The sequence below is a fragment of the uncultured Psychrosphaera sp. genome (assembly GCF_947500655.1).
Lineage (GTDB): Bacteria > Pseudomonadota > Gammaproteobacteria > Enterobacterales > Alteromonadaceae > Psychrosphaera.
The window spans coordinates 54167-67161 of record NZ_CANMSK010000023.1; the positions used below are offsets into that span (position 1 = coordinate 54167).

At 38.4% G+C, this 12995-nt stretch carries 7 protein-coding genes and 3 tRNA genes; 5 read left to right on the forward strand and 5 right to left on the reverse strand.

Features of this window, described 5'->3' with window-relative positions:
* Positions 1-107: 107 nt before the first annotated feature.
* Both metG and Q0940_RS15730 read left to right on the forward strand, forming a co-directional pair.
* Positions 108-2138 carry a methionine--tRNA ligase gene (gene metG / locus Q0940_RS15725; RefSeq protein ID WP_299270650.1) on the forward strand — a complete coding sequence of 677 codons (2031 nt, stop codon included), beginning with the start codon at positions 108-110 and terminating at the stop codon, positions 2136-2138.
* Positions 2139-2374: 236 nt separating this feature from the next.
* A complete protein-coding gene (locus Q0940_RS15730) occupies positions 2375-4039 on the forward strand; it encodes an AMP-binding protein (RefSeq protein ID WP_299270653.1) in 1665 nt (554 codons plus the stop codon).
* A 70-nt stretch (positions 4040-4109) separates the two neighbouring features.
* Here Q0940_RS15730 and Q0940_RS15735 read toward each other — a convergent pair whose 3' ends face one another.
* From Q0940_RS15735 to Q0940_RS15755, 5 genes are all read right to left on the reverse strand, one after another.
* Positions 4110-5252 (reverse strand): hypothetical protein, encoded by a 1143-nt coding sequence (locus Q0940_RS15735; protein WP_299270656.1) that lies wholly within the window; start codon positions 5250-5252, stop codon positions 4110-4112.
* A 252-nt stretch (positions 5253-5504) separates the two neighbouring features.
* The gene (locus Q0940_RS15740; protein WP_299270659.1) at positions 5505-5672 is read right to left on the reverse strand and encodes a cadherin repeat domain-containing protein; all 168 of its coding nucleotides are present in this window, start codon (positions 5670-5672) and stop codon (positions 5505-5507) included.
* Between the two features lie 398 nt (positions 5673-6070).
* Entirely contained in the window at positions 6071-8395 is a 2325-nt protein-coding gene (locus Q0940_RS15745; protein ID WP_299270662.1) for a cadherin domain-containing protein, read from the reverse strand.
* A gap of 313 nt (positions 8396-8708) precedes the next feature.
* Positions 8709-10721 carry an excinuclease ABC subunit UvrB gene (gene uvrB / locus Q0940_RS15750; RefSeq protein WP_299270676.1) on the reverse strand — a complete coding sequence of 671 codons (2013 nt, stop codon included), beginning with the start codon at positions 10719-10721 and terminating at the stop codon, positions 8709-8711.
* 12 nt (positions 10722-10733) lie between these two features.
* Positions 10734-12092 carry an MATE family efflux transporter gene (locus Q0940_RS15755; RefSeq protein WP_299270666.1) on the reverse strand — a complete coding sequence of 453 codons (1359 nt, stop codon included), beginning with the start codon at positions 12090-12092 and terminating at the stop codon, positions 10734-10736.
* A 607-nt stretch (positions 12093-12699) separates the two neighbouring features.
* Between Q0940_RS15755 and Q0940_RS15760 the strand changes: the two genes are divergently transcribed.
* From Q0940_RS15760 to Q0940_RS15770, 3 genes are all read left to right on the forward strand, one after another.
* A tRNA-Asn gene (locus tag Q0940_RS15760) sits at positions 12700-12776 on the forward strand.
* A gap of 38 nt (positions 12777-12814) precedes the next feature.
* Positions 12815-12891, forward strand: a tRNA-Asn gene (locus tag Q0940_RS15765).
* A 28-nt stretch (positions 12892-12919) separates the two neighbouring features.
* Positions 12920-12993: transfer RNA gene (locus Q0940_RS15770), tRNA-Asn, on the forward strand.
* Positions 12994-12995 lie beyond the last annotated feature (2 nt).

Genomic DNA, 12995 nt, shown 5'->3' on the forward strand with positions numbered 1-12995 from the left:
GTAACACACCAACTCGTTATGTAAATACCAATTGTATTTATGAATTAGTCATTCATTAATACAATCGGTACATCTAACAACTTGTTTATAAAGGTTTTTTCATAGTTATGCCAACAAACAAATCAAACCGCAGAATTTTAATAACCAGTGCCCTTCCGTATGCCAATGGTCCAATACATTTAGGTCACTTACTTGAATATATTCAAACTGACATTTGGTCGCGCTTTCAAAAATCTCAAGGCCACGAATGTTATTACGTTTGTGCGGATGATGCCCACGGCACACCCATTATGCTTAAAGCTCAAGAGCAAGGCATTACACCAGAGGAAATGGTTGCTAAAACAGGTATTGAACACAAACAAGATTTTGATGATTTTTTAATTGAGTTTGATAACTACCACAGCACCCACAGTGAAGAAAACAAAGAGTTATCGGCATTAATATATAACAAACTGAATGACGCTGGGTTTATTGCTAAGCGTTCTATCAGCCAGTTATTTGATCCTGAAAAGCAAATGTTTTTACCGGACCGTTTTGTCAAAGGTACTTGCCCTAAATGTGGCGCAGATGATCAAAATGGCGATAACTGTGATAAATGTGGCGCAACTTATACACCTACTGATTTAGTAAATCCTAAATCAGTGATCTCTGGTGCAACTCCAATAATGAAAGACTCTGAGCATTATTTCTTTGATCTGCCTAAATTCGAACCTATGTTAAAACAATGGTTACACAGTGGCAGCATTCAAACAGAAATGGCTAACAAGCTAGAAGAATGGTTTGAACAAGGTTTACAACAGTGGGACATTAGCCGTGACGCGCCTTATTTTGGTTTTGAAATACCAAATGCACCGGGTAAATATTTCTACGTTTGGTTAGATGCGCCAATTGGCTACATGGCAAGTTTCAAAAACTTATGTAACAAAAACGGCGTTAACTTTGACGAGTTTTGGCAAGAAGGTTCAGATACTGAGCTTTATCACTTTATTGGTAAAGACATTATCTACTTCCACAGCCTATTTTGGCCAGCCATGCTTGAAGGCGCTAAGTTCCGTAAGCCAACCAATGTATTCGCCCACGGTTTTGTAACCGTTAATGGTGAAAAAATGTCGAAATCTCGTGGCACATTTATCAAAGCGAGAACGTTTTTAGATCATTTAAACCCTGAATATTTACGTTACTACTTTGCGTCTAAGTTAAATAGCGGCATTACTGACTTAGACTTAAATCTTGATGATTTTGGTCAAAAAGTAAATTCAGACTTAATTGGTAAAGTGGTTAACATTGCCAGCCGTTGTGCCGGTTTTGTTAAAAAACGTTACGATAGCAAGTTATCTGACAACATAGATAACCCAGAGTTACTAGCTGAATTCCAACAAGCTAAAGAAAGTATTACTACATGTTATGAAAATCGTGAATTTGCCAAAGCAATTCGTGAGATCATGGCTCTTGCTGATAAAGCTAACAAATATATTGATGACAAAGCCCCTTGGGTCACCGTTAAAGACGATGCATTACAACAACAAACTCACGATGTTTGCTCTATGGGTATTAACTTATTCCGTATATTAATGGTGTATTTAAAACCTGTATTACCAAATATGGCTGCGGAAGTTGAAAGCTTCTTAAATTCTGAGTTAACTTGGGTTTCAGTTGATAATAACTTAATGGGTCATGAAATTAATAAATTCAAAGCGTTAATGCAGCGTGTTGATATGGATAAAGTAGCCAAAATGGTTGATGACTCTAAAGACAATTTGGTTGCTGCAAAACCAGTTGCAACAGGCCCATTAGCAGATGATCCAATTGCAGCAGAAATTGAATTTGATGATTTTGCTAAAATCGACTTACGTATTGCTAAAATCGTAAAAGCGGAACACGTTGAAGGTGCTGAAAAACTGCTTAAATTCCAACTAGATATTGGCGGTGAAACTCGTCAAATATTATCTGGGATAAAAGCGGCATACACGCCAGAAGAATTGGAAGGTAAATTAACCGTTGTTGTTGCCAACCTTAAACCTAGAAAAATGCGTTTTGGCATGTCAGAAGGCATGATCTTAGCCGCAGGTCCTGGTGGAAAAGAGCTTTGGATTTTAGAACCGCACGACGGCGCTCAGCCTGGCATGCGAGTGATGTAATCCTTATTATTCATAAGCTAACTAACAAAAAGCAGAGATAACATCTCTGCTTTTTTGTAGCTAAAAGTAAATAAATAAGCTTAAATGAAGGAGAAATAGCCCCTAGCCTAAATGATTTTTTTTATTCATAATGCGTTAAGCTAAAAAATAAAAGTATCAATTAACAAGTTAATTGATACTAAGTACACAATCTCAATCAACAGATTATTTAATAATAAATATAAAAGGCGGAATCAATGGATAAAAGCCAATTCACTCCATTACAGTGGTTAGATCATTGGGCTGAAACAACGCCAAATAAAGTATTTTTACACCAACCAGTAAACCGAGTGGTTCAAACTCATACTTGGTCTGAAGTGAAAACGAAAGTAGAAAACATCGCAGCTTCACTACATCACCTTGGTTTTACCAAAGGCGATAAAATAGCCATTCTTTCAAAAAACTGTGCTGAATGGTTAATTGCTGACTTAGCAATAATGCGCGCTGGCATGATCAGCGTTCCTATTTACCCTTCTGCCAATGCTGAGACTATTCAATATGTGTTAGAGCATTCAGAGTCAAAAGCCGCATTTATCGGTAAATTAGATAAATGGCAAGATGCTGACGTTGGCGTTAAAGGTGCCGTTGTTCGTTTATCTATGGGTTACGAAACTATGCCTTGTCAGTACGACTGGCGTAAACTGCAAACTTTAGTCGCTCATGATGAAGCATTACCAATACATGCACCTGACTTAGATGAAACCATTTCTATTATTTATACGTCGGGCAGCACAGGTAATCCTAAAGGTGCGGTTATTAGCTATCGTGCATTTAACTGGGCAAACTCTGAAATTGTTAGCTTGTTAGAAATAACAGATAAAGACAGAATGTTGTCTTATTTACCGCTTGCACATATTACCGAACGCTGTTTTGTTGAAGGTGTGGCTTATCACGCTAATACAACATTATACTTCACTGAGTCACTTGAGTTTTTTGTCGAGGATTTAAAATATGCAAATCCTACCGCATTCTTCTCAGTTCCACGCTTGTGGAGCCTGTTCCAGAAAAATATTATTGATAAAATTGGTAACAGCAAACTTAACTTTTTGTTATCGGTTCCTTTAGTATCTAGCCTTATTAAACGTAAAATCCAAAAAGGGTTAGGCTTACAAGATGCAAGATTACTTGCTTGTGGCTCTGCACCTATCTCACCTTCAATCCTGCATTGGTATCACAAAATAGGTTTGAATGTCTGTGAAGCATGGGGCATGACAGAAAACTGTATTTACGCAGTTGGTTGTTTTCCGTTTGAAGAAAAACTTATTGGAACGATTGGCCGTGCATTACCAGGTTGTGAAATAAAAACCACAGATGAAGGCGAACTGCTATTTAAAAGTGGTGGCTTGTTTGATGGCTATTATAAAAATGAACAAGCGACTAAAGAATCGTTTACTGAAGATGGATTTTTCAAAACGGGCGATTTAGGCCAAATAGACCCTGAAACAGGTGCCATTACTATTATTGGTCGAGTAAAAGACAACTTTAAAACAGCAAAAGGCAAGTTTGTCTCTCCTGTTCCTATTGAGAAGATGTTAGCGCAAGACCCACATATTGAGCTGTTATGTATTTTAGGCTCTGGTATGGCCGCGCCTGTCGCCTTAGTTCAGCTTTCTGAAGGTGCATCATCACTACCAAAAGAGCAAGTGGCTGAGTCTTTAAAAGAAAATCTACTATCAGTGAATAACCATTTAGAGTCCCATGAAAGAGTTGGAGCTGTAGTGGTCGTGTCTGAACCTTGGACACCTGAAAACGATGTATTAACACCTACGTTAAAAATTAAACGTCATGTGTTACATAAACAGTTTGCTGAGCGTATTGAAGAACTTAAAGGACAAGTTGTTATTTGGGAGTCTGATCTCTGATCAAGATTGAATAATAATACATAAATAAAAAAGAGGCTTTCGCCTCTTTTTTTGTTTTTATTATTTGGGATTAATAATCTTTAACTTCAAACTGGTCATCTGAAGGGTCTGCTGTATAGCGCCCTTCAACCTGGTCCCATTGTTCGTCATCATTCATCATTGTTCTTATATGATTGTCAGATGAGCTCGCACTCGCAGCATCATAACCGGTTTCTGAACGTTTGCCCCACCAATTAATAGTTACCTCTTCTGGTGCGTCATACGCCATTGACATGAAATACCATTTACGAGCATGAACATGCTTATCAGCAATAGCAACTGAACTTAAATACCAAAAACGATTATTAATTAAAGCAACATGCTTTTCTAAATCTGTGTTTTGGTCGCCAACCCATAAATCAAAAATGGCAGATGTTTTATACCAAGTAACCGCTGTATTTTGCTTAGAGATCATATCTTCAATGTAAGAACGAACTCGCTCTCCAGTCCAATCACCACTTAAATAACTTTTATCACCTTGCGACCAGAATGGGTCAAGTAAATCAACTCTCCCTGGCATTAAAGAAGCTGATACAGACCCGTCATTCACACCTTCATTAATTTTTTTTGCAACAACAACAGCAAGCTGATTACCTAAAGAGTGTCCCACAAAGCGAATATCACCTGATGAATTGCCTTTTAATGCTGTAGTAATATGCTTGAATGACAAACCACCTAAAGATTCGTTTGGCGACTGCACAGTACTATAGCTGCCATCATCTAAACGGTAACGCATTCCTTTATCACCTTGAACGCTCCAAATTTTAGCTTCAGCGTCTTTTAATTCGCTCTCATCTGCAAATTGGCCCCAGTGATAAATACCGACATTCCAACCTTGGTATTTCCAAGCTTTTGCGGTATTAGCATCAACATCATCAAAGTAAAAATCTTCTACGCTATAGTCATCTTCAGCCATACCACTTTGCCAACCATGAAAATAAATCACAGTAGGCTTAGACGGATCATAATAAGCAACATCATCAATGATTACGTTACTGTTATTATCGACTCCTTTCTCTTGATTTTCATTGCCATTGTTATCAACATTAACCCAATGTAAGCCGTAATTTAAATATTCCTCACCGGACGCTTGTGCAATGCTAGACAGTGTTATTACCAGCCCCAACAGTACTGATTTAATTATATTGTGATGTGAACTTTTAGTTTTTTGCATACATAATCTCATATTTATAGTTTTACTTATGAACAATCTCTGCTCATAAGAACCCTGTTGTCAGCGCCTCCCTCTTTGGAGAAGTCACCGGATAATAATTATCATAAGAAAGACGATGTCCCTCAGTACATAATACCGAGGTAATATATAACTCTAAGTAAGATTTGTCATAATAAAGAATGGAAGGATGGTATTTGGTTTTTTTAGATGTTGTTTAGGTTTAGCTACTCGCCTTATTTAACTTACACCAATTCAATTAACCGGATTGTGTATGTTGCTCAGGGGTAGCAACAAACGTAAGCTATAACTGCTTTGTGTTTCAAAGTCTGCATTATCAGATAACGTTACCACACCTGAACTTGCGTCAATGGTGAATAAATCGCTGTCAGCTGCGCTATCATCCGATGTTACTGTATACAACTTCTCCTATTCCGCTATTTTTTGAATAAGATGATTAGTATTATATTTTCCTAAATTAACTCTAACTTTAAAACTCTAGAGCAGATCAATTAACATTTTAATTTGGGTGATAAAATAATCTATTTTTTGCAACACATTTGTTTTTTTTACAGATTTAGTTAATGTTTTTATTAAGAATAATTTAAAGTAACCTAGAGTATTGATTAATATCTTTTGCGTCAAAGTGTTAACTTATGTGAAATTGTTGATATTTAACACAAAAAAGCCTGAGCATTGACTCAGGCTTTTTTATATTACTGTGTTTAGTTTAGTTATATTGAAGTGTTTGCTCTCAACAACAAATACCACAATATTGAGCTAGTCTTTATTAAATAAAGCCTCACCAGAAAAAACTTCACTTAATAAATATACACTGCTCCTGCGTTAGCAGCTGTTCCTGTATTTGAATTTTCTGAGCCATCAGTAATAATGCCCGTTGCACTATTAAGTTCCTGAGGAGCACCTACCGCTAAGGTTTCGCCATCACCACTTAACGCTACCGCAGAGGAAAACCATTGATCTCCCCCCGTATTAGAGGCTTTTACATAGGCAGTTTGTGCCCAATCACCACTACTATTACTAAATAAATATACTGCTCCAGTGTCAGAATCAGTATTAACATCCCCTGTTTCTTCAGAGCCATCTATAATGATACCAGTTGCTCTATTATCTTCTTTGAAAGCACCTACCACTAATGTCGCGCCATCATCACTTAATGCTATACTACAGCCAAAACAATCACTACTGCCTGTGTTGGAGGCTTTTACATAAGCCGTTTGTGCCCAAGTACCACCACTCTTACTAAATAGGTATACGGCGCCTGAATCATAAGCGGCACCAACATCGCCTCCCCCGTTACTAGGGCTTTCTGAGCCATCAGTGAGAATTCCAGTAAAACCATTATCATCACTTGAAGCACCTACCGCCAACGTATTACCGTCTCCACTTAGCGCTATATGATAGCCGAATCTATCCAACTCCTCTGTATTGGACGCTTTCACATACGCGATTTGCGCCCACGTGCCACTGCTATTACTGAATAGATATACGGCACCTGAATAACTAGCGAGACCAACATCGCCTCCTCCGTTACTAGGGCTTTCTGAACCATCGGTAATAACGCCTATTTCACTATTACCTTCTCCTAAAGCAGCTACCGCCAACGTGCTACCATCATCACTGAGCGCTATATGATAGCCAAACTGATCACCAGCGTCTGTATTGGAGGCTTTTACATAGGCAGTTTGTGCCCAAGCACCACTGCTGTTACTGAATAGATATACGGCACCTGCGTCATTAATCGTACTAAGCTCTGTGATTACTGAGCCGTCAGTAACACCCGTTGCACTATTTGTTTCTCCTATAGCACCTACCGCCAAAGCCGTACCATCAGCACTTAATGCTAGACTATGGCCAAAGTTATCGTCTGATCCAGTATTGGAAGCTTTTACATACGCAATTTGCGTCCAAGTACCACCACTGTTATTGAATAGATATACAGCGCCTGAATTAACCACTGTACTCACATCGCCAGCGATTTCTGAACCATCAGTAATTACCCCTGTTGCACTATTACCTTCATACAGAGCACCTACAGCTAACGTCGTGCCATCATCACTTAACGCTATACTATAGCCAAAAAAATCACCATTGCCTGTGTTGGAGGCTTTTACATACGCAGTTTGCACCCATTTACCGCTGTTATGACTGAATAGGTACACAGCGCCTGAGCCGGAAGCTGCACCAACATCAGTCGTTTCTGAGCCATCTGTAATAACGCCCGTTGCACTATTATCTTCATAAGGAGCACCTATCGCTAACGTCGTACCATCATCACTTAACGCTATACTATTGCCAAAATAATCATTTGCCCCTGCATTAGAGGCTTTGAAATAACCAATCATTTTGGTTACTTCATCTACACCAACGTTCGCTTCTGAAGACGCTTCAAACTCACCAGCTGATGAGGCTAAAATAAAATAATCCGTTGATAATGCGCTAACTAAGCTGCTTACCGTAACATCGGCGGTTAATTCATCCGTTACTGACATTAATTCATTACAGTTGTTGGTTTGCGTGGTGTCTTTTTCACATACGCTATACTTCACACATTGAGTATTAATTGAAGCTGCTGAACTCCACGTTAAAGTCATTTGTTTAATATCACCAGATGCAGCATCAATATCATCAAGGCTAAACGAGGTTAAAGCAATGTCATTGACGGCAAGAGTTACCGTAGTAGAAGCACTGTTACCTGCGCTATCTGTGGCAACCACGGTAAAACTATAACTGCTTTTAGTTTCATAATCTGGGTTAGCGGTTAACGTTACCGCACCTGAACTGACATTAATGGTAAATGAGCTGCTATCAGTACCCGATAATGTATACACGGCTGCGCTGTCATCTGATGTAGCAGTGTAAATAACTTGGCTTGCACCACTGCTCTCATCAATAGCGGTTGCTGTTGTGCCAGAGGTAATTGTTGGAGGGGTTGTGTCTACTTCTGAGCTATTTCCTCCATCAACCACCACTTCAGTATCACCCGAGTCACTTGAAGAGGAGCGACTACAGGCGGCTAGAGTAAAAACAAAAGCCGTGACTGCAACAACGCGCATACTATGACTGAGTAGTTTAGATATATTAAAACAACCAAGGTTACTAACCGTTAAATAACGTATAAACATGTAAACTTCCTTAATTAAAATATTGGAATGTATAACAACATGATTACATGATTACATGATTACATGATTACATGATTACATGATTCAAAATATTACACCATATTACACGAGTATATTAAACGATCAGTTTAGGGGGGATTGTTGTGAATTGGCCATTTGTTACGAGTGGAATTTTATTCTTTTTGAGGTAAATTCTCATCTAGACATCTTTGGCAGGTTGGAGCTAATACCAATCAAATTTAATGTCTGTCAATTAAACTGATTGGTATTTTTGTTAAATAAGCATGCTGTTATAGCGAAAGGTAAACAGATGCTAAGAATTCTTAATTATTTGTTGTTGCAGTTGCATTACCTTATCTCTTAACTCTCCGGCTTTTTCAAACTCTAGGTTTTTAGCATGTTCCATCATCTGCCCTTCTATCACTTTTATCTCTTTAGCAATTTCAGTTGGCGATTTAGCACGGTACTCGGCTAACCCTTCTTTAATTAAGATTTTTTGTGCTGCATTAAGTGCTTTATTCTCACCGCCAACATCCATAATATCGGTAATACTTTTCACTACACCACGTGGCGTAATATCATGTTTTACATTATACGCATGTTGTATTTCACGACGTTCATTTGTTACATCAATGGCTTTTTTCATCGACTTAGTAATGCGATTTCCGTATAAAATAGCTCGACCGTTAATGTTACGAGCTGCACGACCTATGGTTTGGATTAACGCACGTTCTGAACGTAAAAAACCTTCTTTGTCAGCATCTAGAATCGCCACCAAAGAAACCTCCGGCATGTCTAAACCCTCACGAAGTAAGTTAATACCAACCAACACATCAAACTTACCAGCTCGTAAGTCACGAATGATCTCAATGCGTTCAACTGTGTCTATGTCGGAATGGAGATATCGTACTTTAATGCCGTGATCAGCAAGATAGTCAGCTAAGTCTTCAGCCATACGTTTGGTTAACGTTGTGGCTAATACACGTTCGTTTTTCTCAACCCGTAAATGAATTTCTGACATTAAGTCATCAACTTGGGTTTCAATTGGTCTCACTTCAATAATTGGATCTAATAAACCGGTTGGACGAATAACTTGATGGGCAACATCGTCTCCACATTTTTCCAGTTCATAATTACCCGGTGTTGCTGAAATATAAATTGTTTGCGGCGCAAGTTGTTCAAACTCTGGAAAACGTAAAGGTCGGTTATCTAACGCTGATGGTAAACGGAACCCATACTCCACTAGATTTTCTTTACGGGAACGGTCACCTTTATACATAGCGCCTATTTGCGACACAGTTACATGTGATTCATCGATAAGAAGCAAACCATCTGACGGGAAATAGTCGATTAAGGTTGGTGGTGGCGCGCCAGGATCTCGGTCTGACAAATAACGAGAGTAGTTTTCGATACCCGAACAATAACCAAGTTCACGCATCATCTCCATATCAAATAGAGTTCGTTGACTTAAACGCTGCTCTTCTACTAGTTTATTTAAATCTTTTAATTGTGCCCTACGCTCTTTCAATTCCACTTTAATGTGATCAATTGCTGCCATTATTTTTTCGCGCGGAGTAACATAGTGCGTTTTTGGAAAGACAGTAGCACGAGTAATTTTACGCTCAAGTGCTCCCGTTAATGGATCAAAACTGGTTAATTGCTCAATTTCTTCATCAAACAATTCAACTCGAATCGCATATTTGTCTGAGTCGGCAGGGAAAATATCAATAACATCACCACGAACACGATAACAACCACGCTGAAATTCGATGTCGTTACGAGTGTATTGTAATTCAGCTAAGCGTAATAAAATCTGTTTATGATCAACAATCTCACCAACTCGAAGATGCAACAACATCTTCATATATGACTCAGGATCGCCCAAACCATAAATGGCAGACACTGAAGCGATAATAATAACGTCACGTCGTTCCATTAAAGCTTTTGTGGCAGAAAGTCGCATCTGTTCTATATGTTCATTAATAGATGCATCTTTTTCTATGAAAGTATCGGTAGAAGCTACATAAGCTTCAGGCTGATAATAGTCATAATAAGAAACAAAGTATTCAACGGCATTGTTTGGAAAAAACTCTTTCATTTCACCATACAGCTGCGCGGCTAACGTCTTATTATGCGCCATTATCAAAGTTGGTCTATCAACTTGGCTAATAACATTAGCCATGGTAAATGTTTTACCTGTACCTGTTGCACCTAATAATGTTTGATAAGCTAAACCACTGTCTAGACCTTCTACTAACTGTTTTATTGCAGTGGGCTGATCACCACTTGGCTCAAATTTACTGTGTAAATCAAACGGTTTATTAATTTTTTCCATGAATTAAACTTTTGCCTCTACAACTACAGATTGTGGTAATGCTTTTAAAAACCATTTATAAGCGATAAATGCAGTAAATACATTACCAATTAACGCGCCAATAAATAAACCTATTAAACCAAAATAAACCGAACCTAAATAAGCAAACGGCACATAAAAAACAAATAAACGAACAACCGACAACAATAAGGCTTTCATTGGTTTGTGTAATGCATTAAGTGATGAATTCGACAATATGATAATGCCCTGGAATCCATAACTTAACGGTAGAGTCCAAATAAACAATTTAATTACGTTCATCACTTCAGGATCATTCTTACCAAACGCCATTGCAATATAACCTGCAATCATAGCTAACAACACATATACCGCTAATTGCCATAATAAAATAAACTTAATCACAGATTTATAGGCCCGCTCTACTCTGTCCCATTGCCCAGCCCCAAAGTTTTGACTTATAAAAGGAGGTAATGTCATTGATAGCGCTAACACGACCATACTGGCAATAGACTCTATTCGAGTTCCAACACCAAAACCGGCAACAGCAGCATTACCATGAACGGCGATCATCGCGGTTAATACCGCCATTGCTATTGGCGTTAGCATATTGGCTCCGGCTGCAGGTAAGCCGATTTTTAATATACGGCGGCTTACTGCTACAAATTGGGTAAATGGGATCCAACGTATCCAAATCAATTTACGTTTTACGGCTAATACATAAATAACGATCACAAAACCAAATCCCCAAGCAATAACACTGGCTATTGCAGCGCCTTGCATACCCAGTTCAGGAAATGGGCCAATACCAAATATAAGTAAAGGGTCTAAAATCGCATTAATTAAGCCACTCATCGCCATAATTAAACTTGGCGTTTTAGCATCACCGGATGCTCTTAATACTGCATTCCCTACCATTGGCGACATTAAAAAAACGGCACCTATATACCAAATATCCATATAATCATGAATTAATGGCAACAGATCTGCTTTTGCACCAAGCAAGGTAAATATAGAGTCTGTAGATAAATACATGGTAAAAGCTAAAACAGCCACTAGCATAAAGGAAAGTATTAACGCACCTAATCCATCATCTTTAGCCTGTTCTAATAAGTTAGCACCTCGAGCTTTAGCAATAACCGCTGAGGTTCCGATACCTAAACCTATGGATAAACTAATGATGGTAAAAGTAACAGGAAAGGTAAAACTAATTGCGGCTAAAGGGTCAGTCCCAAGTAAACCAATAAAATAAGTATCAACAAGGTTGAACGACATTAACAAAATCATGCCAAACAAGACCTGTTTGGTCATTTTTTTAAGGACTGGACCGATAGGTGCCGTTAACAAATTTTCAGAAGAGGACATAGATATAAAAATAAACTCAAAAAATAAAAGTCTATTCTAATGAAACTCACACTTATGTTCACCTTAAGTTTCTATTTAATTTAACTTTTATTACAAACCTGTCATAAATTCAATATTAATCAATAATTAAGCGCTTTTAAAACGAAAAATAATCAATAACCACTGTCGTTGTACACAGCTTATTTTTTTTAACCTATGCTTATGATTATTTTTCGTACCAAACTGCATAAATACACCACACAAGCAACGTAAGGTATTGATATATATATGATTATAAAATAATTGAAGATTTTTACATTTACTGTATTGACACACGATTTTAGTGGCCTGTAGCAATATATAACAAAGTCACACACAGACTTATCCACAGATTCAGTGGATAAAATGCCACAGACCGTTGCCCTAGTGAATTGCAAAAACTCGCCCCAAAATGGACAAAAACTTTGAATCTAATTTCCAACAAAATGCCAATATATTTTTGTTCTTTATTGAATATTGATTAGGAACTAGCCAAATAGACTAAAATGTACAATATAAGACATAAAATAGGTTGACAGTGACCGACTCGATAATTAAGATTGCGCCCCGTTGTCAGACGACGATATGTTCCCCCTTAGCTCAGCTGGTTAGAGCGACGGACTGTTAATCCGCAGGTCCCCCGTTCGAGTCGGGGAGGGGGAGCCAATTTAAAGTCTGATAGCTATAAAGTTTAAGAATATAGTTCCCCCTTAGCTCAGCTGGTTAGAGCGACGGACTGTTAATCCGCAGGTCCCCCGTTCGAGTCGGGGAGGGGGAGCCAATTTTCTTACAAACTTTTTTGATGTAATTCCCCCTTAGCTCAGCTGGTTAGAGCGACGGACTGTTAATCCGCAGGTCCCCCGTTCGAGTCGGGGAGGGGGAGCC

Excerpts from the sequence above, each read along its gene's own strand:
- Q0940_RS15745 (WP_299270662.1), bottom strand. The coding sequence starts at position 8,395 with ATGTTTATACGTTATTTAACGGTTAGTAACCTTGGTTGTTTTAATATA.
- metG (WP_299270650.1), top strand. The coding sequence starts at position 108 with ATGCCAACAAACAAATCAAACCGCAGAATTTTAATAACCAGTGCCCTT.
- Q0940_RS15730 (WP_299270653.1), top strand. The coding sequence starts at position 2,375 with ATGGATAAAAGCCAATTCACTCCATTACAGTGGTTAGATCATTGGGCT.
- Q0940_RS15735 (WP_299270656.1), bottom strand. The coding sequence starts at position 5,252 with ATGCAAAAAACTAAAAGTTCACATCACAATATAATTAAATCAGTACTG.
- Q0940_RS15755 (WP_299270666.1), bottom strand. The coding sequence starts at position 12,092 with ATGTCCTCTTCTGAAAATTTGTTAACGGCACCTATCGGTCCAGTCCTT.